The sequence below is a fragment of the Pantoea alfalfae genome (assembly GCF_019880205.1).
Lineage (GTDB): Bacteria > Pseudomonadota > Gammaproteobacteria > Enterobacterales > Enterobacteriaceae > Pantoea > Pantoea alfalfae.
Map to the genome: position 1 here is coordinate 2597357 of NZ_CP082292.1, position 22967 is coordinate 2620323.

Consider the following 22967-nt stretch of genomic DNA (forward strand, 5'->3'; position numbering starts at 1 on the left):
TGCCGGTATGAACATGATACCGACAACCATCATCAGCGATCCGCGCCGTCAGGCCGCGCTGCTTTACTGGCAGGGTTATTCCGTACGCCAGATTGCGGAGACGCTCGGACAGAAAACGCCAACCGTGCAGAGCTGGAAGCTGCGCGACGCGTGGGACAACGTTGCGCCCATCAGTCGCGTGGAATCCAGCATGGAGGCCCGGCTGATCCAGCTCATCATGAAAGAGGTAAAGGGGAATGGTGATTACAAAGAGATAGACGCGCTCGGCCGTCAGATTGAGCGCCTTGCCCGCGTTGAGCGCTATCGCAGCAGCGGCAACGAGGCCGACTTAAACCCGAACGTGCGCAACCGCAACAAAGGCGAGCGCCAGCCGGTCGTTAAAAACGAGTTCAGTGAGGAACAGACAGACAAGCTGACCGGCGTGTTTATGGATAACTGCTTTGAGTATCAGCTCAACTGGCACCGCGCCGGGCTGACTCACCGCATCCGCAATATCCTGAAGTCGCGCCAGATTGGCGCAACGTTCTACTTTGCCCGCGAGGCGCTGATCGATGCGCTGACCACCGGGCGTAACCAGATTTTTCTTTCAGCCAGCAAGGCGCAGGCACACGTCTTTAAAAACTACATCCTCGACTTCGCCCGCCTGGCTGACGTTGACCTGAAAGGCGATCCCATCGTGCTGCCGAACGGCGCGCGCCTGATATTCCTCGGCACGAATGTGCGTACCGCGCAGAGCTACACCGGCAACCTCTATCTGGATGAATATTTCTGGATCCCGAAATTCCAGGAGCTGCGCAAAGTCGCCAGCGGGATGTCGCTGCACAAGAAGTGGCGCACCACCTACTTTTCCACGCCGTCGGCCCTGTCGCACAGCGCCTATCCGTTCTGGTCTGGCGAGCTGTTTAACAAGGGGCGGCGCAGCAGAGATGATCGCATTGAGATAGACCTGTCGCATTCTCACCTGGCGAAAGGCGCGCTGTGCGGTGACGGGCAGTGGCGGCAGATCGTGACGGTTGAGGATGCGCTGACCGGCGGCTGTAACCTGTTCGACATTGACCAGCTGCAGCTTGAATACAGCCCGGCGGAATATCAGAACCTGCTGATGTGTGAGTTTGTCGACGACGCCGCGAGCGTATTCCCGTTTGCCGAGCTGCAGAGCTGCATGATCGACAGCCTGGAAGAGTGGGAAGACTTTAACCCGTACCTGCCGCGCCCGTTTGCATACCGGCCCATCTGGATCGGCTATGACCCGTCGCATACCGGCGACAGCGCAGGCTGTGCGGTTATCGCGCCGCCGCTCGTTGCGGGCGGAAAGTTCCGCGTGCTGGAGCGTCACCAGTGGCGGGGCATGGACTTTGCCGCGCAGGCGAAATCTATCGAGGACTTAACCAAAAAATACACGGTTGAATATATCGGCGTGGATGCCACCGGCATCGGCCAGGGGGTTTTCCAGCTGGTACGCCAGTTTTACCCGGCCGCGCGCGAGATTAAATACTCGCCGGAAGTTAAAACGGCAATGGTGCTGAAGGCGAAAGACACCATCAGCAGCGGTCGGCTTGAATATGACGCCGGGGCGACGGATATCACGCAGTCGTTTATGGCTATCCGCAAAACCATGACGGCCAGCGGCAACCGCTCAACCTATGAGGCGAGCCGCAGCGAAGAGGCCAGCCATGCTGACGTCGCCTGGGCAATCATGCATGCACTGTTAAACGAACCGCTTACCGCAGCCAGCGGCGGCGCTAACCCCTCTATTCTGGAATTTTACTGATGAGCAAACGCAGAGGCCGCAAGGCTCACACCGCCACCGCGCAGCCGGTACAGGCAACCGCACCACAGCAGCACGCCGAGGCGTTTACCTTTGGCGACCCGACGCCGGTTATGGATAAGCGCGATATTCTGGATTATGCCGAGTGCATCGGTAACGGGCGCTGGTTTGAGCCGCCGGTCAGCTTTAGCGGGCTGGCTAAGAGCCTGCGCTCGGCCGTGCATCACAGCTCACCGATTTACGTGAAGCGCAACATTCTGGCCTCAACGTTTATTCCGCACCCGATGATGAGTCAGCAGGAGTTCAGCAAGTTTGCACTGGATTATCTGGTCTTCGGCAATGCCTTTGCCGAGCTGCGCCGCAACGGCCTGGGTAAGCCGCTGCGCCTTGAAACCACTCCGGCCAAATTTACCCGCAGAGGCGTTAAGGATGGCGTTTACTGGTTTGTTAACGATTGGAAAGAGCCGCACGAATTTTCGGCCGGCAGCGTGTTTCACCTGCTGGAGCCGGATATTAATCAGGAGCTTTACGGCCTGCCGGAATACCTCAGCGCGCTTAACTCCGCCTGGCTGAATGAGGCGGCAACGCTGTTCCGCCGCAAGTATTATCAGAACGGCGCGCACGCCGGTTACATCCTGTATATGACCGACGCGGCACAGAGCAGTAGCGACGTTGACCGGATGCGTCAGGCGATGCGCGACACGAAAGGGCTGGGTAATTTCCGCAACCTGTTTATGTACGCGCCGAACGGTAAGCCGGACGGGATCAAGATTCTGCCGCTTAGTGAAGTGGCGACGAAAGACGATTTCTTTAACATTAAGAAGGCCAGCCGCGACGACCTGTTAAGCGCGCACCGCGTACCGCCGCAGATGATGGGGATTATCCCGGACAACTCCGGCGGGTTCGGCGACGCGGTGAAAGCGTCTCAGGTATTTGTGCGTAACGAACTGACACCACTGCAGGAGAGGATGAAAGAGATCAACGATTGGATAGGAGAAGAAGTGATCATGTTCCGTAGGTATTTGCTTGAGACAGCCGAGAAAATTTAAATTCCATTCCATGCTAATTAAATATTAAGTGTAACTTTCCGGGGAGTTTTATACATGGCTGGCTTAACGCCAGCCATTTTACATCAAAGTTTGAATCCCTTGTATTTTTCAATAACCTCTAACACTCCGCTAATGTTATAATCCCGCCGCCAATTCCAAGATCCTCGAATGAGGTTTGAGTCGGAATATAGATACCTTAAAAACTGAGAAGGTAATAACGGCTTGTTACATAGAAACTCTTTATATGAAGGATTCATATACCAAACGTAACCTCCCTGAACATCATACTCAGATGAATGGGTTCCTACCGATTTGAATTCAATTTCTTTATTCAAAGCAGTTTCAAACACTCTGGTGTAACTAACACAATGTATATGAGCATGAAAAATGCACCCGCCAGAGTGATCTATTGTTTCCCCTGCCCCACTTTCAAAGAAAATAAGCGGAAACCCAAACTGTTTAATTGAGTACTCGTTTAGCAGAGATAATATTTTTCGTGACTCACTCTTACATTCATCATCTAATGCCGCAAATGAATTGACGTGCCATTTGGGAACGAGCATCACATGTGATGCGTTAAGAGGGCCAATGCTTGGAATTATTATAAAACTATCACTTTCAGCTATTATATTATTTTTTTCACGGACAATTGACTCGTATCCTTGGATAGAAGTCAAACCGTTTATTTCTCTGCAGATCCCACATGCCTCATTGCAAAAATCAGTCATCATTCCCCCTCGCTGTGTTTTTTGGGAGCAATTTTTCAGCCCAAGCTGCCAAGCGACTTAAAACCAAGTCAGAAAAGTACCCCAAAATAAAACAAATTGAAAATGCTATCTTTGCTTTTCCGTGTCCTTTGAGAGTGGAAATGAATGCATCTGGTGAGACTATTGTGTAAGAACAAAATGCTACTAATGCAGAAAGAAAAGGTATTGAGATTCTCCAATAAAACTTATGTGACTCCCATGAAAAGTCATACTGATTACTTTTACCTCTTGCAGTTACGCGATAAAACCATTTAGCATCATATACCCAACCACCAAAAAATCCACCAAGTAAAGAAAACAAAGAAATCTTATTATTATATTCTAGGTCAAGTTGAAACTGGAATAAGTATGCAAGATAACATCCAAACAGAAAAAGACCTACCAAATATGAAAACTCGAACTTTATCTGATCAGCATTGCTATTAAAATATGGAACGACCTCATCGTCACCTAAAGTTTTATTCCTTTGACTCATCCTTTCCGCCTTATAAATTATAATGGAGCCTTGCTCATAAAAAACTTGATAATTTAATTTAAAATAAAAATCATAACCTTAATAAAAAACCATTTTAAACAATCATAAATAAAGAAAACTACAGGAAAACATCCACCAGTAAAGTATGTATGATTTCAAAATAACCCGTTCCGTTTAATGAAGTAGCTTACAACAAGCAATTAGTAAAGATATTTAGCCATGTAATAAAACTAAAATCAATCCTTATAGATTAAGTTTTACAGCAATTGATACTAGTATAGCCACTAAACTATATCTTAATGGTCTATTGTATTTGTTACTTATAGGCTTCGCTTATGTGCTGCCAGCATCTGAACTTAACAAATGATGAGATACAGTCTGCTACATACATGTTTTCTGCTTCGCGCGCAATGCTATCCCCGCCACGCCTGCCCGCTTTGTGTATCGCTTTTAATGCAGTTGCATTCACATCGCAAAACAGCGCCATTACTGGCGCTGCAGGGTGTTACATGGCTTCAAAAACTAATGCGAATCCATGCGCGTTATGCATGCATGGCTCATTTACGTATCAGAGCGCCTGAAATTTCGGTTTAAGAAGCGCTTTCATATTTCAGCTGCTGCAGATAAAGGATGCCTTCACGAAGAGAAACGGGCCGCGGTAACTCGATCATAAAAACAAAATCGTAAGTCCTGCCGAGCCAGAACCCTCCCCCCGCCTCTTTAGGGCGCTGGAAAAAAACCCATCCGCCTGGATGGAAATATTCAAGGTGATGGCCTCGGTAAACTATCTGGTAATTAGTGTCGCTTACGCCCATTTGCTAACGCCTCGCAATGCTCGTTGTTCAACCGTGCCACCGCCAAAATCAAGATTTTGGCATCAGCCCGGTTATCAATGAAGCCAGCTGTCATCTTCCCAGACGTTCTGAAGTAGATCATTTAGCCTGCGCTGGTCTTCATCCACATTCACACCGGGCATTACAATCTTGGTGTAACTCCCATGCCGCACCTGTACCACTGCTTCAGGAAAAAGCGCAGTTAAACGTTTATGCACTTCTTTCCCGAAAAGCATCTGCCATTGACTGACTGATTTTCTGATTCTTATCGAGCATGATTTCAATACGCATATCAATCCCTAATCAGCAGCGTAAAAGATTTCCTCGCCAGCGTCCTGATGAGTCTCCGAGTTTGCCAATTCGGCAATAATGGTGAGTGCCAGTTTCAGGTCTGACGGCTTGCAGTTTGCGATTAACGAAACCTCCGCGATGAACTGCACGCATGCCATTTTTTTATGTATCTGGTTTGATTCCTGAACCGTCATTTTCCCTCCCCGACTTGTACTGTGTATTTATACAGTAGCATAGCATTTGCAAGTTGAGAAAGAAAATTGTCCGAACCAAATACTTTTTTATCTGGCTGATACAAAACAATTTTATCTAAGGAGTACCACTAAAGTAAGCTGGCTATGAAACATAATGAGCTATTTATCAGACATCTAAAGATTGTTAATTCAACCCATTAATTGCGTATTTTTTGTACGATTTTTCTCTGCTAAACGGTTAAAACGTTCTAATACGCTTGTCTTCTTCGGCTCTAGTATTGGGCGGGCCAGTTCTCCATTAGGTAAGCTACGGAACAAATGACCGGCGATTTTAGTCTGCGTGCCACCAATCAGACGCACGGCAAGCCCGCGACTGATGGTTTCACCGCTTAAATCTCTCACCTCGGCTATAACGTTGTCGCACGCAGCTTCGATTTTGTCCGATCGCCTCAGTTTCAAATGCCGCTTTTCTGGCCGTTCCGCCCTTAACCGGCTAAGAAGCTGACGTTGTTCTTTTCTGCTCATGCTGTCCAGATCGAATTTTTTGAAATTTTCCGGTTGGTTCGAATCTTCAGATCTCAAACCTCCCGTACAGTTATTGACAGAACTCCGAGAGGACGCAGACGCGTCCTTAAATTCAAAACCCAAATCAACGGCACGTTTCGGGACAATCTTCCATTGCATCAGACGGGTTAAAATTGGCGTATCGTCGCCAACTTCAGTTGCGTAAACGCCCTTGATGCGCACGGTTTCCTCGCCGTACTCATTCATATCTTCGCTTGCCTGATACCAGGTGCGTACAGCCAGATCGTCACGGCGCACGAACGGCCCGCCCTGGGCGTTAACGTATCCGGCCCAGTCTCCCGCATCGGCGGCGTCATGCGCGGCCGCAAATTCAATGCTCAGGCCGTGTGCGGTTTCGCTGTCAGCCATGCGGCGCAGCTCGCGGTAAACTGTGACCGGCGCACCGCCCACAAACTGAAATTGCCGGATATGCCAGCGTGCCGCCCAGGCAGAAACGGCCGAGGCAGTTTCTTTCAGATCTTTGCCGCTCTCGTCGTCTGTCTCGCCATCCAGCGCATAACCATCAATATTTTTGGAGATGTATTTAGCAACGTAACCCGTTGCGCTGCCTTTCTCCGGGTCGATAGCCTCGGCGTGAAAACGGGCCTTACGGGCCTTGTCGGTTGTCAGCTCGCTGCCATCTTCCTGCCAGGCGTAGTCGCGCATAATCTCGCGCACACGCTCGGCCTGCTCAGGGCGCATAAACATAAGCATGTGCCAGTGTGGGGTCGCATCATGATGAGGCTCAGCAACGCGGATCCCGAAGATGCGGATTTCTTCGCGGTGCAGCTTGGCGCGGATTTTCTGCCATACACTGCAGAGATAACGCTGCGTGTCGGCCGGGCTGGCACCGTTCCATTTGCGGTTACGATGCCCGGTTTTGATTGTGGCGTGATAGCGCGCCGGGGCGGTAAGCGTATAGAACTCGCCGATAAAGCCCATTTCATTGCAGATGTTTTCGAAGCCACGAATGCGGGTCATCAGCTCGCAGCGGCGGATCGCCGGGTTGGCCACACTGCCGTCGTATTTCTCGATCAGGCTGATGCGGTTGCCTTCCTCGTCTTCCAGCTCCATTCCCTTTAAAAACTCACGGGTGCGGCGCTTCTGCTCGCGCCACTCTGAAACGGTCATGCTGCTGGCGTATGGGGTATGCTTTTTGCTGACATTAGCCAGGGCGATCTGAAGGTGTTCACGCCATGATGCGGCCACGCGGCGCAGTCGGCCTTTCCACCATTTTTCCGTCTGCATACGCATGATCGCCGGGGTAACTTCCTCCGGGTCAAACAGCCGGGACGTGACTTTATCCCACAGCGGCGGCGTCTGGCTCAGCTCGCGGGTGATGGTGGCGGCGGTCATGTAAACGCGGTGCGTGTATTTATAATCTGACTCGTAGCTGGCCTGCGCGTGTGCCTGTACCAGCTCGGCGAGAATGAAATTAGCTACATCCCCGGCAAGCAAATCGACGTCGGCGCGAGCCATATCCGGCAGGCGGTTAAAGCGGCGCATCAGCTCCCAAAGAGTGCCGCCCGCGCTGGCCGCGCCTGCCTGTTTAGTGGCATTGCCTGCCAGCAGGTTAAACGTGCCGTGACTCATTTCACCGAGGCGATATTGAGCGTTAACGGTTTCAACGCGTGGCAATGTGCGCTCAACGAAAGTTTTCGTTAAGTACGCATTGGCACGATCAATACCCTGTGTTTTTTCCAGCTCACTGACGCGGCGTTTAACGTCGAGCTGGATAAGTGTCGGCTGCTTTTCAAGTAGTTCCTGCGCACGCATTAAAGCCGCAATCATCTGAGTGCGGCTGTGCATTTCCTCATAAGTGGGGTACGGGCTGGCGATGGCTTCCCGTGGAGCATTCCACGGGTAGGCGTATTCCTGAATCACTCGCAAACCCCCAGATAGACGCTGCTGCAGGCGGACTTGTTATCCATAGCTGCAAGCATGTCAAACTGACGTCCGCCGCGCGTTGTCAGCGCCCAGTCGCGATAGGTTTCAATGCCGTGTGAGGCGAGGGATACTTTGCTGCCGTCTGTTTCTGCTTTAACGGGATCCATTCCTGAATGGAAAAATGCTGCGTTTCCACGGCGCGAGCATCGGGCAACAATCCGTTCCCATTCAGCAACCCGGCTTACTTCTTCAGGCCAGCGGGTAAAGATTTCCCCGAGTTCAGCTTTGTTTACGTTAACGCATGGCATGCAACCGACACGGCTGCACCCCTGCTGATAAAGAGGGTTTGGCTTGATACCGTGACGCCTGGCCAGCGCAAAAACGTCATCATGCGTCCATTGAAGGATCGGCCGGTAAATCGACAGGCCCGGCCCGAGATCAAACCCAGCTTCCCACTCAGGAAGCTCTGCCCGTTTTGCGGATTCCTGAGCGCGAACTCCCTGCCACGTGATGACGCGCTTACCTTCTGCAATCAGCGGGTCTACAACCTGCTCCTGCATAGGGATCTGTTTAAGCTCGAAAGAGCAGAACTTGCGCTGGGTGGAAGGAAATGTGCCTTTCCAGATGCACATATCAAGAAAAGGAATGCCGGTAGGTTTTAGGGCATTCAGAGCGCGACGCACTATCAGGGCCGCCTCTTCCTCTGTGAATCCTAAATCTCTGACCAGGGTAACTGGCCACTTATCTTTTACAAACGTTCTCTTGTCAGCTATACGCTGTGAGAAGTCAGCCCTGACGCGGCGTAATGGACCGAGTTTGGTCTCAAGGTATTCCAGATATTTGACTGTTTCGGGGTGTTCATGTCCGGTGTCGGCAAAAGCAGCCTCGAATGTCACTCCGGATTCTATAGCCAGCAGCCACTGAGCAAGGCTGTCTTTACCTCCAGACACGGTAACAAGGTTCATAACACCAGGGGCGAAGCAACGCGTATCGATCATTGCTGCACCTCTACTTTTACAGAGCAGTCCGGCCCAGCTGCCATATCGAAGCCAGTAAAAATGACGGCGGATTTAGGCTGACGTACCGCAATGATTTCTGATGCGCGCTTTCCTTCACCTGCAGCTACGCCAACCGAGCGGGCTACGCTGATTCTGGTGATGTCGAAAGCGCGCAGGATGCTGCGGGTGTAAAGGGTGTCGCTGTTTGAAACCACAACCGGGCAGCGTTCCGAGACGTCGAGCAACATGCTGACCAGATCGTGATGCTCATCTTTGCCAAAACCTGCAGAGTGATATTCCGCGAATGTACCGTCATAGGGCGGATCGCAATACACAACATCCCCGGATTTAGCGAGGCGCAGCGTTTCCCGGAAGTCGGCACAGATAAACGTCGCGTGCTGGGCCTTCTCTGCAAATGCCTCAATCTCACGCAGCGGGAAATATGGCTCCAAGTAGTTACCAAACGGGATATTAAATTCGCCGCGCTTGTTGTAGCGGCAAAGACCGCGATAGCCATTGCGGTTCAGGTACAGGAAATAAGCGGCGCGCTCCAGAAGAGGCAGCGCAGGGTTGTGATTAAATGCTTCACGCACAGCGTAATAACTTTCGCCGGTTGTGTTCTGATTAAAGAGGCTAGCCGCCACAACGATAAACGGGCGGGTGTGCTCTTTTATCTGGCGATAGAGATTAATGAGGTCAGGGTTTATATCCGCAACCAGATAGGCCGGGTAATCGGTGTTCATCATTACTGCGCAGGAACCGGCGAAGGGTTCGACCAGGCGCTCACCTTCAGGCAGGTGCGCCAGCAGCTCCGGCATAACGCGGGACTTGTTGCCCGCCCATTTCAGAATCGTGCTCATACCGCACCGCCTTTTGATACTTTGGTGCGAAGTTCGGCCACGTCCTGACAGCCGACGCAGCGAGTTACGCCACACACCGCGCGGCGGCGCTGTTCCGGGATTGGGGCATCGCAGTCTTCGCAGAATGAAGCCGCCACGCTGACCGGGCGGTTAACCACGCTGGCGATATTGCGCGCCAGCAGTTCATCGGCGCGGGCCTGCGCCATGTCGATTGAGTCGGCCATTAGTGAATCGCCTCCTGCGCTTCGCTCTGATAACGCTCAGCTTCCTGACGCAGTAACTCGGCAGCTTCAACACCGCTAAGCCCTTTTTGCTGAATACGCATGGCAATCTCAGTTAAGCGGTGAGCCACCTGCAGACCGCGCTCGGCACGCTCTTCAGCGCGGGCGGTCGTGATGAATGCGGAAAGTTGCTCCACGTCGGCGTCAAATTTTCTTGTTTCGATATTTCTCATTTCACTTTCTCCAGAATTTAGGCAAAAGAATGCCCGGCGGGTTTACGCCTTTCGTTTTTGGAATTTAATTACTCAGGTAAAAAACAGTCTGCGGTTGAAAACTGACGAGGTAAAATGCTGCCCCATCGCGCCATCTTATTCATGGCGATAATAATCAACTCCCTGCGGTGTTCTTCGAAATACTGAAATGGCTTACCTATTTCTTCCGGCTTAAAACTTTTTGGATTCTCACGATTTGCCAGCGTAAGCACACAGAATTTAAATTCGTCATTCTGATGGTTGAAATAACGCAATGCGGCGTTAGCGTTATTGTCACGCATCTGACGCCACGTTTTACGAAATTCATCAAACGTCATTGGCTGAATCTTATCAACACGACCGCCCATCAAATGAATTTTGGAAAATCTGGCGGGTTCGTGTTGCTTTGGTACTTCCCATAAAACTCGCATATTAGCCACCGAAAAAACGGCGCAGGCGTTGAGAATATCCGGTGCGCTTTGTTGTAATACTTTTCAGCAGCTCCTGCTGATTTTTACATGGATGCCAGGGTCTGCCGTTCTCGCCCATAATCCAGCCGTTGCCGTAGGACATTGAGGGACTTTGGCGCTTGAGTTGTGCCGCAAATGAAATCATCTTGCGCCCTCAGCTGATGCCAATCGAAGCACCCAGCCCGCTGATAGCGTCAACGGTTGAGGCTAAGGTCGGGTTAGAGTGAACGCGGGTCTGCACGGCCAGTGCGGCCAGCATCATGCAGCGAATGCCGGTATTTGCGGCTTCCATAATACTGCGGCGGCATGTTGCAGTTATCCGCTCCGGGTTTGCAGCGCTGGCGGCCATGCTTCCGACTTCAGCGGTAGCCTTCAGCACGTAGGACGGAAACTTATCTTTTGCCAGCTCATTAACCGGTACGCATGGCAGGCACTGCAGCTGCGCTAACATCCCATCCATCAGCGTGGCATCTTCGGTCAGGTCGGTAAGTAACAGCACTTCTGGAGCGGTCAGTTGATGCACCTGATCCGGGTTGAGCTTGTTACGCAAAGTTTGCACTTTCATGCCTGCACGCTGCGCCAGCTCAGCCATGTTGTGCGTAAGTGCGAACTTGCGGCAGGCGTCGTCATAGTGGTTATGGGTGGAAGTCTTAAAATCAAACATGGCTATTCCCTTGCTCAACTTAAATAATCAAACTCAGTTCAGAGATTGCGAAGTGCGGGCATCGATATAGCGACAATCGACAGCCTGCTGTGTGAGTTTGTCGCGCCATGCTTTGACGTTGATAAGGACTTTGCTGCGTTTTTCAGCACTTTTTTTATTGTTGAAATCTTTGGTTGGAGCCTTTAGCAATATGCCCTCGTCAAGCCACTGCCAGACAAGGCGCTCACTGACGCCGCGCATTGCTGCAAAGTCGCGAACGCTCATGGCGTCAGCCATTGCAGAGCCGATCATTTTTTGCAGGCTTGGCAGTAAGGCTGAGACAAGCGCATTGATTTGTGAGTCGGTAAAAGGACTTGATTGCTTTTGCGAGCTTTCAGGCTCATGCGTTGAAGTTGCTTTTGCATCTTTCATATCGCATTATCTCCGGTTAAGTAAAATATAGTGCAGTGATGTGCATCTTGGTCGATGAGCGTCACTATAGATCGTTAAAAATTACCTGTAAATAACTTTATAGATACTGGTGGTGCTTTCTTATGTCCGATGAACAGGGCGGTAGCTGGAAGATAGATGCGTCTGGCGGGGTTTTGGAACGCATCATGTCTGCATACGGCGTTAAAATGCAGAAGGATTTGGCTGATGTATTGGGCATTGCTAAGCACAGCGTTAGCGGATGGGTGCAGCGTGACACAATACCTGGCACGATCGTTGTTCGCTGCTGCATAGAGACTGGCGCGGATATTAATTGGCTGATTACCGGCAATCTTGCAAATGCAAATTTGCGTGATTCTAAGCCTCAGCTCAAAGGCAAGGATGCCTATGAAGAAGTTATGGCTAACGGTGGCAAGCATGTCTTACGCCGCCTATTAGATGCCTACGGCTTTACCATGCAAAAGGAGCTGGGCGATTTACTTGATATCTCTTCTGGCACAATCAGCACATGGATCCGCAGGGAATATTTCCCCGGAGATGTAGTTGTTGCATGCGCGCTAGACACAGGCGTGTCTCTCAGATGGTTAGCAACTGGTAAAGGTGAGATGTTCGATAGTCAGCCCGAAGTTGTCACATCATCAATAAGTATTCCGAAGAAAAAATTAGTGTCAGGCGTTCTGAATGACGCAGGAAATTGGCTTATGGATCCGGCGCTTTCCGCAGTCGATAAAGATTGCTTAGTGTTTATTGATGGTGTTGGCCACTCATGGCTAGTGAATACAGAGGCTAAGAACATCGCCAATGGTCGCTGGTTCGTTAATATTGATGACTCTTATGATGTGTATGATATCTCTCGCCTACCCGGCGGGAAAATTAAACTAACCAATCCAAATGTCTCGTTTGAATGTGGTGCATCAGACGTTACCCCATTTGGGGCGGTATTATTTACACTGGAAAAACACGTTTAAGGAATGGAATGAAAAAGTTATTTCTTGCCATAGCATGCCTTATTGGGGCATCTGCATCTTATGCTGCCGAAAAATCTGTAGATTTGGATTCATCAAAATTAGGTGAAGACTGGCCCCTTACTTTTAAGAAAGCTAAGGTGTCCTGCATTAATAAACGTTTCATCTTCGTTTATAACACTGATACTGAGGACCGATATCCTGTAAATGGCAACGCAAAAGATGCAGTCCAGTCCGGGAAAATGGATGGTTATGACATAGATGCTGTATGGGCTGACGATCCAAACTATAAAGGGGTTAAGAAAAGCATCAGCCCAATTCTTGATGCTGGCAATAACCTTTGTGAACAATAAGTAATTTACCTCGGTTCTCACTATGACTGTTACTAAACAAAAAAATGGCAAATGGCTTGCGCAGATATTCCCTAACGGTAGGGATGGAAAGCGAATCCGTAAGCAATTTAACACTAAAGGTGAGGCCGAGGCTTATGAAGATTATGAAAGAAAGAAGACCGAAGATAAGCCCTGGCTCGGTGAAAAAGAGGATCGCCGGAAGCTAAGCGAATTAATCCAACTTTGGCACAACCTACACGGGCAGTCACTGACAGCAAGCAAACTGCGTCTTGCAAAGTTGAAGATTGTTTGCAGGGGAATGGGTGATCCGATTGCTTCGAGGATAACAACTAAAGATTGGGCGCATTATCGAGACCAGCGGTTGAGCGGGAAAATTGATAATGGTTATCATGCCAATCCTCAGAAATGGATAGCACAACCCATTACCGTAAACCGCGAACAATACTACCTCGAAGCTGTATTCAACGAGTTGCGCCGACTTGGAGAGTGGAAGCTACCTAATCCTCTTGATGGAATCCGGCCTTTCAAAGAAAAAGAAAAAGAGATGTCCTGGCTAACTGACGGACAAATCAAAACACTACTTGAAGCCTGCAACTCGTTTGGCAATAACAACCTTACGCTCATCGTTAAGATTTGCCTTGCAACAGGTGCCAGATGGCGCGAAGCCGAGAACCTAACCCGTTCCCAGTTGTCACCCTATAAGCTTACCTTCATAAAAACTAAAGGTGGGAAAAACCGAACCGTACCTATCCCACGGTGGCTTTATGATGAGCTTTCGCCCCTTAAAGATAAAATGTTTCAGCCTTGCTATAAGTCTTTCAGTGAAATGCTGAACATTGCCAATATCCAGTTAGCTGATGGTCAAAATACGCATGTGCTCCGGCACACATTCGCGAGTCATTTTATGATGAATGGAGGCAACATCTTGGTACTGCAGCGGATACTTGGTCATGCAAACATTCGTGAAACTATGAGGTATGCACACTTCGCACCAGACCATCTTGAAGAGGCTGCACAGCTCAACCCTATCGCGGGTTATAGTGGCAGCAATGTGGCAGCAGAGGATTCATAACACTGCATTTCCCTGCACTTAAAATTAACTTAACTAATTGTTTTTACTGCCAAGTCATTGTTGTTAAATAGTGTTTTTTAAAACAGGCTAAACTTGGCGTCACATCTTGCGGAATGCAAAAGGAAAAGAAGATCATGCGCACCGTTTTAAATATTCTGAATTTTGTTCTGGGCGGCTTTTTCACCACCCTGAGCTGGCTGTTTGCCACATTGATCAGCGTCGTGCTGGTTTTTACCCTGCCGCTGACCCGCTCCTGCTGGGAAATCACTAAACTCTCGCTGCTGCCGTTTGGCAACGAGGCGGTGCATGTCGATGTGCTGCGTCCTGAAAGTAAGAGTCATATTCTGAATACCGGCGGCACCTTTCTGAACATCTTCTGGCTGATTTTCTTCGGCTGGTGGCTCTGCCTTTCGCATATTTCCGTGGGCATTGTGCAGTGCATCAGCATCATCGGTATTCCGACAGGGATTGCAAACTTTAAGATCGCCGCTATTGCGCTCTGGCCGGTTGGACGCCGGGTGGTGTCAGTAGAAGAGGCGCGTGCTGCGCGCGACGCCAATGCCCGCCGCTATTAATATGATGTCTGATGCAGTGCCTGGCTGGCGAAAATATCTGTTTAACAGTACGTGGCGCTATCTGCTGCGGATCCTGTTTGCCCTGAGTGGCTGCGCTGCCATCCCCTGGTGGCTGCATCAGATTGAGTGGACGATTCCTCTGACGCTGGGGGTGGTCGCGGCTGCGCTGGCCGATCTTGATGATCGTCTGGCCGGACGTCTGAAGAATCTGCTGATTACCCTGCTCTGCTTCTGCATCGCCTCGGTTTCCGTAGAGCTGCTGTTTCCCTGGCCGTTCGCCTTTATGGTCGGGCTGGCGATTTCGACCTGGGGCTTTATTCTGCTGGGTGCTCTGGGGCAGCGCTACGCCACTATCGCTTTTGGTGCGCTGCTGATTGCGGTCTATACCATGCTCGGCATCGGGCTGTTCAGCCAGTGGTACATGCAGCCAATGCTGCTGCTGGTCGGCGCTCTCTGGTATAACCTTCTGAACCTGCTGGGTCATCTGATGTTCCCGGTCCGACCGGTACAGGAACAGCTGGCGGGAAGCTTTTCACAACTGGCCCGCTACCTTGATGCAAAGGCGAATCTGTTCGATCCTGATGCGGGCGAGCAGGATGATGCTGCGTTTATTGATGCGGCAATGGTCAACAGCCAGTTAGTGGCGCAGCTCAATCTGACCAAAACCACGCTGCAGAGCCGTCTGCGCGGCGATCGCGGATCGCGCGGCACCCGTCGCAGTCTGCACTACTACTTTGTGGCGCAGGATATTCATGAACGCGCCAGCTCCTCTCATCTGCAATATCACCTGCTGCGCGGCGACTGGCGCTATAACGAAATTCTGTTTCGCTTTCAGCGTCTGCTGAATATGCAGGCGCAAGCCTGTCGCCAGCTGGCACACTGCATCCTGATGCGTGAAAGATGGGTGCATGACAGCCGCTTTGAACGTGCGTTTGAACGATTGCAGAAAGCGATTGAACGACTTGAGCAACATGAGCCTGAGGCGCCACATACCCGCGCGCTATTCTGGCTGCTACGTAACCTGCGTGCCATTGACGCACAGCTCGCATCCATTGAGTCAGAGCAGACGCTGGCCGGTGAAGATCCGCAGCACAGTGACAATCTGCTGTCACGTGAAGGGTTGAGTGGCTGGAGTGATATCCGGCTGCGCTTCAGCCGCCATCTCTCTCCCGCGTCGGCACTGTTCAGGCATGCGGTTCGCATGTCAGTGGTGCTCTGTATTGGATACGGCTTCATTCAGATAACCGGACTGGAGCGGGGATACTGGATTTTGCTGACCAGCCTGTTTGTGTGCCAGCCCAACTATAACGCCACGCAGCGACGCCTTGCCTTGCGCATCGGCGGAACGCTGGCGGGGATTGCGATCGGTTTACCCGTTTTATGGCTGGTACCCTCCATTGAAGGGCAGTTAATCCTGATAGTGATTACCGGCGTGCTGTTCTTCGCTTTCAGGCAGGTGCAGTATGCGCAGGCTACGCTGTTTATCACTCTGCTGGTGCTGCTTTGCTTTAACCTGTTAGGTGAAGGGTTTGAAGTCGCGCTGCCCCGTGTCGTGGATACCTTACTCGGTTGTGGTCTGGCCTGGCTGGCTGTCGCCTTTATCTGGCCTGACTGGCGCTTTCGTCAGCTGCCAGCTGTGGCAGAGCGAACGCTGAAAGCGAACTGTCGTTATCTGGATGCCATCATGGAGCAATATCACCAGGGTAAAGATAACCGGCTTGCCTATCGTATTGCCCGCCGTGATGCGCATAATGCGGATGCTGAACTGGCGTCTGTCGTCTCAAACATGAGCAGTGAAAGTCGTACCAGCCAGAAACTGCGTGATTCAGCTTTTCAATTGCTCTGCTCCAATCACTCATTTCTGAGCTACATTTCCGCGCTGGGCGCTCACCGCGATAAAATTACAGCGCCGGACCTGCTCGCCTTACTGGATGATACGGTTTGCTATGTCGAGGATGTGCTTCAGACGGACGTGGTCAGCGATAAACATGTTGAACTGATGCGCCAGCAACTGGCTCAGCGAATCAGCCAGCTGGCTGCAGATGCAGATACGCGTGCGCCGCTGGTGCTCCAGCAACTCGGTCTGTTGGTGGCATTAATGCCGGATGTGGCTCGCCTGCGCCGCACGCTCATTACTGACTAGCTTTCACTACTTCTGAGGTCCGGGTGTGATAAAAGCGTGCGCTGGAACCATGCATTCAGCTCCGCCCGGGTTGCCTGCGGCAGCGCAGCCGCATGGCGGCCCGTAATAGCCCCTTGCAGCGCCAGTAATGTCTGAAATCCCACGTGCTGGTTGATCGCTTTCAGCTTCAGCCAGCACTGCTTGGCCCCTATCTGGTAGAGATGATTGACGCTCATTACGCCCGCCTCAAAGAGCATCATCTCCATGCGTACACTGAGATTAGGCAAATCTTTCAGCCGCGGAGACGCTTGCCTGTCCTGCAACTCCAGCTGCGCCGTCTCTAATGAGGCAGCAGAGAGCGCCAGCAGATGGTCAGAATCGCGCCATAAGGCCTCATCAACCCGAAAGTAATTGAGGCTGACCAGTTTTCCCCGCTTGCGAAAAATCAACGGTTGCAGCGGGCGATCGGTAATGTATTCGCGCAGCGGTTCACTGGCCCGCAGATAGAGTTCGTCTTGATTAATTAAGGCAAAAACCACACTTTCGACAGCCAGAGCATACCCCCCAAACTGGGTGCGGGACTCTATTGGTCCCAATGGGGCCAGGCGCGCTCTGGAGCGCTCTACGACCGGATTCACCTTTTTCATTGCACCACCTCCATGTCAGAAATACTTCTTAAATTGCCTTGGGTATCAGGCAATTAGAAGATAGAAAAAAGTGTCAGCCGGTTCAATGAATAAATAACGCTTCAACTAATCTTGTCGCGTTTTTGCGAGGCGTTTTCAGAAATTTGGGTTGATCTTTATCCAGGATAACAGTACTGTATATTCATACAGTCAACTGCTGGTGATTAACTTATGCGAACACAACATCCTGATAATGCACGCTATGCTCATCATTACGCGTCCTCTTCCGTTCCGGCCTCTCAGGGCGGTGGAATTACTGAGTTACGCTGCAGCGAGCAGCCCGGTATGATGCAGATGCTGCTGTTGCCATTATTACAGCAGCTGAGTCAGCAATCACGCTGGCAGTTGTGGTTAACACCGGCACATAAACTGAATCGCACCTGGATGCAGGAGTCGGGATTACCGCTGGATAAAAGTATGCATATCGCCGATTCTGAACGTCTGAATGCGGTGGAAGCGATGGTCAAGGCATTACGTACAGGAAATTACAGTGTCGTTCTGGCATGGATTCCTTATGACCTTGGCGAAGATGAGCGCCGTCAACTTGAAAATGCGGCGGCAGAGGGTGACGCGCTGGGTTTGATTTTGCGGGCAAGCGGGACATCGGAAGCGCCTCTCAGACCGCAAAGTGCGATAAAAATTCAGTCGGATTTGTTTCATTAAGTAAAAATCAGAAGTTTCCCAAGCTATTTTTCTTATCTGTCGTCGCTAAACCACTGATTCTTTTAGTTCGAGCTGTGACAATGGTTTAGCAGGTTTTTAAGGCTTTTTGCCGCGACAATACTACCAGGCTAATTGTTAGAAATTGTGTATAAATCGCTGTTTTTTTACAGAAGCGCCTCACATCATACTTGTAAGTTTCCAATCTCGTTGTAGACTTTATCTCGCCAGGGTGCTCAATAACCTCCGTTTTTTGCGGTAGAGTCATAAGCGAGCGTTTTGACCCGGCGAAGGATTTAAACCAAGAGCAACCTTTTTGCTCATTGCCTATTTGGATGATAACGAGGCGCAAAATGAAAAAGACAGCTATCGCAATTGCAGTGGCACTGGCTGGCTTCGCTACCGTAGCGCAGGCCGCTCCAAAAGATGACACCTGGTACACCGGTGCTAAACTGGGCTGGTCTCAGTATCACGACACTGGTTACTACGGTAACGGTTACGAAAACAATGACGGTCCAACTCATGAAAGCCAGCTGGGTGCAGGTGCATTCGTTGGTTACCAGGCAAATCCATACCTGGGCTTCGAGCTGGGCTATGACTGGCTGGGTCGCATGCCTAACAAAGGCAACGTGACTAACGGCGCATTCAAAGCACAGGGCGTTCAGCTGGCTGCTAAACTGAGCTACCCAATCTATGACGATCTGGACGTGTATACTCGTCTGGGCGGCATGGTATGGCGTGCAGATTCAACGCAGACTAACCCAACTACTGGCCGCATCAGCGACCACGACACCGGCGTATCTCCGCTGGCTGCTGTTGGTGTTGAATATGCGCTGACCAAAAACTGGGCTACCCGTCTGGACTACCAGTGGGTTAACAACATCGGTGATGCACAGACCGTTGGTACGCGTCCAGACAACGGCATGCTGAGCGTAGGCGTTTCATACCGCTTCGGTCAGGATGACGTCGCTGCTCCGGCGCCAGCTCCGGCTCCAGCACCAGCTCCAGTTGTTGAAACCAAGCGTTTCACTCTGAAGTCTGACGTTCTGTTCACCTTCAACAAATCTACCCTGAAGCCAGAAGGCCAGCAGGCTCTGGATCAGCTGTACAGCCAGCTGAGCTCAATGGATCCTAAAGATGGTTCCGTTGTCGTACTGGGCTTCACCGATCGCATCGGTTCAGAGCAGTACAACCAGAAACTGTCTGAGAAACGTGCTCAGTCAGTCGTAGATTACCTGGTATCTAAAGGTATTCCTTCTAACAAGATCTCTGCACGTGGCATGGGTGAATCTAACCCAGTTACCGGCAACACCTGTGACAGCGTGAAAGGCCGTAATGCCCTGATCGACTGCCTGGCGCCGGACCGTCGTGTAGAAATCGACGTTAAAGGTATCAAAGACGTTGTAACTCAGCCACAGGCTTAAGTTTACACGTCATAAAAAACCCCGCCTTAGCGGGGTTTTTTTGTGCCGGTAATCAATCGGTCTTTAGCGCCTATACTCTGAATTCCCTGCCCGCTTACTCGCTCTCTGAACCCGATTTACCCAGAATCGCCTGCAAATCCTGCTTCAGACTCGACATCTGAGTGGCATATTTCTCTTTGCGTTCCGCATCTTCTATCAGCTGAACAATCGTTTCAGAAAGCGTGCAGCCACGCCGCTGAGCGAGGCCTGCCAGCCGCTGCCAGACCAGATACTCCAGGTCTATCGATTTTTTTCGGGTATGCTGATGTTCAGCGTTGAAATGGCGTTTGCGCCTGGCACGGATGGTCTGCTTCAGCCGGTTATCAAGATCAGAATGAATATGTTCTGCAATCCACTCGTTCACCGTCACCGGATTATTTTCCATCGCCAGCAGTTTATCCACTGCCGCCTGTGCCGCGCTTAACTCAAGGTGACGCGTGATCAGTTCACCTTCCCGATGTTTTTTCACCAGGTATTTCCACTTCCATCCACATTCAAGATTTTCGAGTTGCTGGTATTTCATCGGAATCTCATCGTGATCACGTAACGGGCTAAGAATAACAGCTTTTTTCCCGGATGCAGCAACGAAAAACATGCTGCCATCATCACATCTTCAACAGGAAGTCTGCAGTGCTTAACAAGGATGAATCCTGTATAATCTCGCTTTTCTTAAAACAGATAAATGCGATTATTTTGACCAGCACTCAACTTACGTGGCAGACCTTACAGCCGGATAGCGCGCAATACCAATCCGTTTTCTCCCGAATTGCTGATGAAGAAACTGATGCTCTGGCAACGGTACAGCCCCGGTTGCTGAATGCGCTGGCGCATTTACATCACCAGTCGCAGGGATTCCCGTTACTGCTGGTTAGAAGCCAGGAGAATCGCGATTATCTGACATTCATCGTTCAGGCCGCGCAGCGGGTCATGGCTGACAGTACCACTCTGTCCGGCGGTGATTACCATATCATGGCTGACAACGTCACGCTTCAGCCCCCATCCGATCCGCAACGCCCATTCACCAGTCAGGGTGGTATTCACTTTGCTGAGTGGATTGAGATGGAGCAGTTGTTTGGCTGCGTGCGGCAGTATAAAGATCGCATCCAGCTTGAGCCAGGGCTGATCCATCGCGCCAATGGCGGCACGCTGGTACTGTCACTGCGTAGCCTGCTGACGCAGCCAATTCTATGGCTGCGCCTGAAAAAGTGTATTGAGCAAGGCTATGTTGAGTGGACCTCTCAGGATGAACGCCGCCCGCTACCTGTCTCGATTCCTTCATTACCGCTCAGTCTTAACCTGGTCCTGTGCGGCGACCGCGAAGCGCTTGCGGATTTTCAGGAGCTCGACCCTGAAGCGCATGAAATGGCCATCTATACTGAATTTGAAGAGAACATTCAGGTTCTTGATGAAGATGACATGCTGGCCTGGTGTCGCTGGAGTACTGAACTGGCGCAACAGGCGGGCCTGCCCGTGCCGGAAGCGGACTTCTGGCCAGAGCTGATCAAAGAAGGTGTCCGTTACAGCGGCGATCAGGATACGCTACCCCTCTGCCCGCGCTGGCTGCAGCGTCAGATGCGCGAGTCGGCTCTGATGGGCGACGTACTCAATGCTGAAGCATTGCGTGATGCGCTTGAAGCGCGCTTGTGGCGCGAGAATTATCTCAATGAACGGATGCGTGATGAGATCCTGCTGCGACAGATTCTGATTGAAACCGAAGGCGAAGTAGTCGGTCAGATTAACGGCCTGTCGGTGGTGGAATATCCTGGTCATCCCCGTGCCTGGGGCGACCCCTCTCGTATTACCTGCGTGGTTCATCCCGGCGATGGCGAGTTCATGGATATTGAGCGTAAGGCGGAGCTGGGCGGTAACATTCATGCTAAAGGCATGATGATCATGCAGGCATTTTTGATTGCCGAGCTGGAGCTCGATCAGCAACTGCCCTTCTCAGCCTCAATGGTCTTTGAGCAATCCTATTCCGAGGTGGACGGTGACAGCGCTTCGCTGGCTGAACTCTGTGCCTTAATCAGCGCATTGGCGAATCAGCCGATCAATCAGCAAATCGCCGTGACTGGTTCAGTCGATCAGTTTGGCAACGTACAACCGGTAGGCGGACTGAATGAGAAGATCGAAGGCTTCTTTGATATCTGTCATCAGCGTGAACTAACGGGTCAGCAGGGTGTGATTATTCCTGCCTGCAACGTTCGTCATCTCAGTCTTAACCAGCCCGTTGTGACAGCGGTTGAACAGGGTCGCTTCCACATCTGGGCGATCGACCGTGCTGATGAAGCGCTGCCGCTCCTGACCGGTAAAATCTGGAGTACTGAAGATGGTCAGGGTGACTGCCTGCTGAACACCATCCAGGAACGCATTAGCCTGTTTAACCAGCCGGACGTGCCGCAACGTCCCTGGGCGCTCCGCTGGCTTAACTGGTTCAACCACCGTTAATCCGATTTGCTCAGCGTACAACTGTTCGCTAATATTCGTGATTCACTAAAACAAGGCTTATTGAAAACATGGTAGATAAACGCGAATCCTATACCAAAGAAGATCTGATTCTGTCAGGTCGTGGTGAACTGTTTGGCGAAAATGGTCCGCCGCTTCCATCTGGCAACATGCTGATGATGGACCGCGTGGTCAAAATGACCGAAGACGGCGGCAAATATGACAAAGGCTTTGTTGAAGCGGAGCTGGATATCAATCCTGATCTCTGGTTCTTCGGCTGTCACTTTATTGGCGATCCGGTGATGCCGGGCTGTCTGGGCCTGGATGCCATGTGGCAGCTGGTCGGTTTCTATCTGGGCTGGCTGGGCGGCGAAGGTAAAGGTCGTGCGCTGGGCGTGGGTGAAGTGAAATTCACCGGACAGGTCCTGCCTGAAGCGAAGAAAGTCACCTACCGCATTCACTTCAAACGTGTGATTAACCGTAAACTGGTGATGGGCGTGGCAGATGGTGAAGTGCTGGTTGACGGCAACCTTATTTATACCGCCAGCGATCTGAAAGTCGGCCTGTTTAAAGATACTGCCGCTTTTTAAGCGTTTCCCCTGGAAACAAAAACCTCCGCGCATGGCGGAGGTTATATTCCCTTTTCAGTGACATCCGGTTATGCAGCTACCGACCTGTCCTCCATGGCTTGTCGCCAACCTCCCAACCAGTGAGACTTAGCGTCAATCAACTGATACGGACACATCTCTTTTGAGCGTCCAGTAATGCCTGCCTGATAACCACGTGAATGGGCGCGTTCGAGGCGGTCTCGTTTCTGTCTCTTCATACTCCGTGTCCCTCATGTAAGGTCTGTGGAATCTGGTGGAAAGAAAAAGTGGTGAATTAATGTTCAACCACCCTAATGTTCT

At 51.0% G+C, this 22967-nt stretch carries 28 protein-coding genes; 11 read left to right on the forward strand and 17 right to left on the reverse strand.

Going from position 1 to position 22967, the window contains the following annotated elements; all coding sequences use genetic code 11:
• The first annotated feature begins 7 nt into the window (after positions 1–7).
• Both K6R05_RS12240 and K6R05_RS12245 read left to right on the forward strand, forming a co-directional pair.
• Positions 8–1771: a terminase ATPase subunit family protein gene (locus K6R05_RS12240; RefSeq protein ID WP_222924239.1), complete on the forward strand. Its 1764-nt coding sequence runs from the start codon at positions 8–10 to the stop codon at positions 1769–1771.
• The gene (locus K6R05_RS12245) at positions 1771–2817 is read left to right on the forward strand and encodes a phage portal protein (protein ID WP_222924240.1); all 1047 of its coding nucleotides are present in this window, start codon (positions 1771–1773) and stop codon (positions 2815–2817) included. The genes K6R05_RS12240 and K6R05_RS12245 overlap by 1 nt, the downstream gene beginning before the upstream one ends.
• Before the next feature lie 83 nt (positions 2818–2900).
• Here the strand turns inward: K6R05_RS12245 and K6R05_RS12250 are convergent, their stop codons facing one another.
• The 14 genes from K6R05_RS12250 to K6R05_RS12310 form a co-directional block, all read right to left on the reverse strand.
• Positions 2901–3548: an HIT family protein gene (locus K6R05_RS12250; RefSeq protein WP_262390869.1), complete on the reverse strand. Its 648-nt coding sequence runs from the start codon at positions 3546–3548 to the stop codon at positions 2901–2903.
• Positions 3538–4059: a hypothetical protein gene (locus K6R05_RS12255; protein ID WP_222924241.1), complete on the reverse strand. Its 522-nt coding sequence runs from the start codon at positions 4057–4059 to the stop codon at positions 3538–3540. Before K6R05_RS12255 ends, K6R05_RS12250 begins: the two co-directional genes overlap by 11 nt.
• Positions 4060–4649: 590 nt before the next feature.
• Positions 4650–4874 carry a hypothetical protein gene (locus tag K6R05_RS22145; protein ID WP_262390870.1) on the reverse strand — a complete coding sequence of 75 codons (225 nt, stop codon included), beginning with the start codon at positions 4872–4874 and terminating at the stop codon, positions 4650–4652.
• Between the two features lie 74 nt (positions 4875–4948).
• Complete coding sequence (locus K6R05_RS12260; RefSeq protein WP_262390918.1) at positions 4949–5128, reverse strand: DinI-like family protein; 180 nt, start codon at positions 5126–5128, stop codon at positions 4949–4951.
• A 63-nt stretch (positions 5129–5191) separates the two neighbouring features.
• Positions 5192–5377 (reverse strand): hypothetical protein, encoded by a 186-nt coding sequence (locus K6R05_RS12265; RefSeq protein ID WP_222924242.1) that lies wholly within the window; start codon positions 5375–5377, stop codon positions 5192–5194.
• Between the two features lie 189 nt (positions 5378–5566).
• On the reverse strand, positions 5567–7825 hold the full coding sequence (locus K6R05_RS12270; protein ID WP_222924243.1) for a replication endonuclease: 2259 nt from the start codon (positions 7823–7825) through the stop codon (positions 5567–5569).
• Positions 7822–8826 carry a phosphoadenosine phosphosulfate reductase domain-containing protein gene (locus tag K6R05_RS12275; protein WP_222924244.1) on the reverse strand — a complete coding sequence of 335 codons (1005 nt, stop codon included), beginning with the start codon at positions 8824–8826 and terminating at the stop codon, positions 7822–7824. The genes K6R05_RS12270 and K6R05_RS12275 overlap by 4 nt, the downstream gene beginning before the upstream one ends.
• Positions 8823–9686, reverse strand: coding sequence for a DNA adenine methylase (locus tag K6R05_RS12280; RefSeq protein ID WP_222924245.1), 864 nt, complete (start codon positions 9684–9686; stop codon positions 8823–8825). The genes K6R05_RS12275 and K6R05_RS12280 overlap by 4 nt, the downstream gene beginning before the upstream one ends.
• Positions 9683–9910, reverse strand: coding sequence for a TraR/DksA C4-type zinc finger protein (locus K6R05_RS12285; RefSeq protein ID WP_157353756.1), 228 nt, complete (start codon positions 9908–9910; stop codon positions 9683–9685). The genes K6R05_RS12280 and K6R05_RS12285 overlap by 4 nt, the downstream gene beginning before the upstream one ends.
• On the reverse strand, positions 9910–10140 hold the full coding sequence (locus K6R05_RS12290; protein ID WP_222924246.1) for a DUF2732 family protein: 231 nt from the start codon (positions 10138–10140) through the stop codon (positions 9910–9912). The genes K6R05_RS12285 and K6R05_RS12290 overlap by 1 nt, the downstream gene beginning before the upstream one ends.
• Positions 10141–10208: 68 nt before the next feature.
• Positions 10209–10526 carry a hypothetical protein gene (locus K6R05_RS12295; protein WP_010256638.1) on the reverse strand — a complete coding sequence of 106 codons (318 nt, stop codon included), beginning with the start codon at positions 10524–10526 and terminating at the stop codon, positions 10209–10211.
• A gap of 64 nt (positions 10527–10590) precedes the next feature.
• The gene (locus K6R05_RS12300; RefSeq protein WP_222924247.1) at positions 10591–10773 is read right to left on the reverse strand and encodes a phage filamentation protein Fil family protein; all 183 of its coding nucleotides are present in this window, start codon (positions 10771–10773) and stop codon (positions 10591–10593) included.
• Between the two features lie 9 nt (positions 10774–10782).
• Positions 10783–11292 carry a phage regulatory CII family protein gene (locus K6R05_RS12305; protein ID WP_222924248.1) on the reverse strand — a complete coding sequence of 170 codons (510 nt, stop codon included), beginning with the start codon at positions 11290–11292 and terminating at the stop codon, positions 10783–10785.
• 33 nt (positions 11293–11325) lie between these two features.
• Positions 11326–11703 (reverse strand): hypothetical protein, encoded by a 378-nt coding sequence (locus K6R05_RS12310; protein WP_010255041.1) that lies wholly within the window; start codon positions 11701–11703, stop codon positions 11326–11328.
• 122 nt (positions 11704–11825) lie between these two features.
• Here K6R05_RS12310 and K6R05_RS12315 point away from each other — a divergent pair, with 122 nt between their 5' ends.
• From K6R05_RS12315 to yccS, 5 genes are all read left to right on the forward strand, one after another.
• The gene (locus K6R05_RS12315) at positions 11826–12689 is read left to right on the forward strand and encodes a phage repressor protein CI (protein WP_222924249.1); all 864 of its coding nucleotides are present in this window, start codon (positions 11826–11828) and stop codon (positions 12687–12689) included.
• Between the two features lie 8 nt (positions 12690–12697).
• Positions 12698–13039, forward strand: a complete 342-nt coding sequence (locus tag K6R05_RS12320; protein ID WP_222924250.1) for a DUF2511 domain-containing protein — start codon at positions 12698–12700, stop codon at positions 13037–13039.
• A gap of 22 nt (positions 13040–13061) precedes the next feature.
• Positions 13062–14111 carry a site-specific integrase gene (locus K6R05_RS12325; protein WP_031592826.1) on the forward strand — a complete coding sequence of 350 codons (1050 nt, stop codon included), beginning with the start codon at positions 13062–13064 and terminating at the stop codon, positions 14109–14111.
• 134 nt (positions 14112–14245) lie between these two features.
• Entirely contained in the window at positions 14246–14686 is a 441-nt protein-coding gene (locus K6R05_RS12330) for a YccF domain-containing protein (RefSeq protein ID WP_161735652.1), read from the forward strand.
• Positions 14670–16829 carry a YccS family putative transporter gene (gene yccS, locus K6R05_RS12335; RefSeq protein WP_222925489.1) on the forward strand — a complete coding sequence of 720 codons (2160 nt, stop codon included), beginning with the start codon at positions 14670–14672 and terminating at the stop codon, positions 16827–16829. Before K6R05_RS12330 ends, yccS begins: the two co-directional genes overlap by 17 nt.
• On the opposite strand, the gene K6R05_RS12340 is transcribed toward yccS, so the two are convergent.
• On the reverse strand, positions 16826–17455 hold the full coding sequence (locus tag K6R05_RS12340; protein ID WP_222924251.1) for a TfoX/Sxy family DNA transformation protein: 630 nt from the start codon (positions 17453–17455) through the stop codon (positions 16826–16828). The two genes, yccS and K6R05_RS12340, sit on opposite strands and share 4 nt — an antisense overlap.
• 210 nt (positions 17456–17665) lie before the next feature.
• Between K6R05_RS12340 and sulA the strand changes: the two genes are divergently transcribed.
• Entirely contained in the window at positions 17666–18157 is a 492-nt protein-coding gene (gene sulA, locus K6R05_RS12345) for an SOS-induced cell division inhibitor SulA (protein WP_161735658.1), read from the forward strand.
• A gap of 350 nt (positions 18158–18507) precedes the next feature.
• On the forward strand, positions 18508–19578 hold the full coding sequence (ompA, locus tag K6R05_RS12350) for a porin OmpA (protein ID WP_010255028.1): 1071 nt from the start codon (positions 18508–18510) through the stop codon (positions 19576–19578).
• Positions 19579–19672: 94 nt separating this feature from the next.
• Here ompA and matP read toward each other — a convergent pair whose 3' ends face one another.
• Positions 19673–20140: a macrodomain Ter protein MatP gene (gene matP, locus K6R05_RS12355; protein ID WP_143813132.1), complete on the reverse strand. Its 468-nt coding sequence runs from the start codon at positions 20138–20140 to the stop codon at positions 19673–19675.
• Between the two features lie 53 nt (positions 20141–20193).
• On the opposite strand from matP, the gene K6R05_RS12360 reads away from it, so the two are divergent.
• Positions 20194–22062 (forward strand): AAA family ATPase, encoded by a 1869-nt coding sequence (locus tag K6R05_RS12360; RefSeq protein WP_222924252.1) that lies wholly within the window; start codon positions 20194–20196, stop codon positions 22060–22062.
• 68 nt (positions 22063–22130) lie between these two features.
• Positions 22131–22649, forward strand: coding sequence for a bifunctional 3-hydroxydecanoyl-ACP dehydratase/trans-2-decenoyl-ACP isomerase (gene fabA, locus K6R05_RS12365; protein ID WP_008925876.1), 519 nt, complete (start codon positions 22131–22133; stop codon positions 22647–22649).
• 68 nt (positions 22650–22717) lie between these two features.
• On the opposite strand, the gene rmf is transcribed toward fabA, so the two are convergent.
• Positions 22718–22885: a ribosome modulation factor gene (gene rmf / locus K6R05_RS12370; RefSeq protein ID WP_008925875.1), complete on the reverse strand. Its 168-nt coding sequence runs from the start codon at positions 22883–22885 to the stop codon at positions 22718–22720.
• Between the last annotated feature and the right edge of the window lie 82 nt (positions 22886–22967).

Coding starts and splice junctions, on each gene's coding strand:
- K6R05_RS12360 (WP_222924252.1), top strand. CDS start 20,194: ATGCAGCAACGAAAAACATGCTGCCATCATCACATCTTCAACAGGAAG.
- K6R05_RS12250 (WP_262390869.1), bottom strand. CDS start 3,548: ATGATGACTGATTTTTGCAATGAGGCATGTGGGATCTGCAGAGAAATA.
- K6R05_RS12310 (WP_010255041.1), bottom strand. CDS start 11,703: ATGAAAGATGCAAAAGCAACTTCAACGCATGAGCCTGAAAGCTCGCAA.
- K6R05_RS12325 (WP_031592826.1), top strand. CDS start 13,062: ATGACTGTTACTAAACAAAAAAATGGCAAATGGCTTGCGCAGATATTC.
- K6R05_RS12260 (WP_262390918.1), bottom strand. CDS start 5,128: ATGCTTTTCGGGAAAGAAGTGCATAAACGTTTAACTGCGCTTTTTCCT.
- K6R05_RS12315 (WP_222924249.1), top strand. CDS start 11,826: ATGTCCGATGAACAGGGCGGTAGCTGGAAGATAGATGCGTCTGGCGGG.
- K6R05_RS12275 (WP_222924244.1), bottom strand. CDS start 8,826: ATGATCGATACGCGTTGCTTCGCCCCTGGTGTTATGAACCTTGTTACC.
- K6R05_RS12305 (WP_222924248.1), bottom strand. CDS start 11,292: ATGTTTGATTTTAAGACTTCCACCCATAACCACTATGACGACGCCTGC.
- matP (WP_143813132.1), bottom strand. CDS start 20,140: ATGAAATACCAGCAACTCGAAAATCTTGAATGTGGATGGAAGTGGAAA.
- K6R05_RS12300 (WP_222924247.1), bottom strand. CDS start 10,773: ATGATTTCATTTGCGGCACAACTCAAGCGCCAAAGTCCCTCAATGTCC.
- K6R05_RS12340 (WP_222924251.1), bottom strand. CDS start 17,455: ATGAAAAAGGTGAATCCGGTCGTAGAGCGCTCCAGAGCGCGCCTGGCC.
- ompA (WP_010255028.1), top strand. CDS start 18,508: ATGAAAAAGACAGCTATCGCAATTGCAGTGGCACTGGCTGGCTTCGCT.
- K6R05_RS12265 (WP_222924242.1), bottom strand. CDS start 5,377: ATGACGGTTCAGGAATCAAACCAGATACATAAAAAAATGGCATGCGTG.
- K6R05_RS12330 (WP_161735652.1), top strand. CDS start 14,246: ATGCGCACCGTTTTAAATATTCTGAATTTTGTTCTGGGCGGCTTTTTC.
- K6R05_RS12245 (WP_222924240.1), top strand. CDS start 1,771: ATGAGCAAACGCAGAGGCCGCAAGGCTCACACCGCCACCGCGCAGCCG.
- K6R05_RS12290 (WP_222924246.1), bottom strand. CDS start 10,140: ATGAGAAATATCGAAACAAGAAAATTTGACGCCGACGTGGAGCAACTT.
- fabA (WP_008925876.1), top strand. CDS start 22,131: ATGGTAGATAAACGCGAATCCTATACCAAAGAAGATCTGATTCTGTCA.
- K6R05_RS12285 (WP_157353756.1), bottom strand. CDS start 9,910: ATGGCCGACTCAATCGACATGGCGCAGGCCCGCGCCGATGAACTGCTG.
- K6R05_RS12255 (WP_222924241.1), bottom strand. CDS start 4,059: ATGAGTCAAAGGAATAAAACTTTAGGTGACGATGAGGTCGTTCCATAT.
- K6R05_RS12295 (WP_010256638.1), bottom strand. CDS start 10,526: ATGGGCGGTCGTGTTGATAAGATTCAGCCAATGACGTTTGATGAATTT.
- K6R05_RS12320 (WP_222924250.1), top strand. CDS start 12,698: ATGAAAAAGTTATTTCTTGCCATAGCATGCCTTATTGGGGCATCTGCA.
- K6R05_RS22145 (WP_262390870.1), bottom strand. CDS start 4,874: ATGGGCGTAAGCGACACTAATTACCAGATAGTTTACCGAGGCCATCAC.
- K6R05_RS12280 (WP_222924245.1), bottom strand. CDS start 9,686: ATGAGCACGATTCTGAAATGGGCGGGCAACAAGTCCCGCGTTATGCCG.
- yccS (WP_222925489.1), top strand. CDS start 14,670: ATGCCCGCCGCTATTAATATGATGTCTGATGCAGTGCCTGGCTGGCGA.
- K6R05_RS12240 (WP_222924239.1), top strand. CDS start 8: ATGAACATGATACCGACAACCATCATCAGCGATCCGCGCCGTCAGGCC.
- rmf (WP_008925875.1), bottom strand. CDS start 22,885: ATGAAGAGACAGAAACGAGACCGCCTCGAACGCGCCCATTCACGTGGT.
- sulA (WP_161735658.1), top strand. CDS start 17,666: ATGCGAACACAACATCCTGATAATGCACGCTATGCTCATCATTACGCG.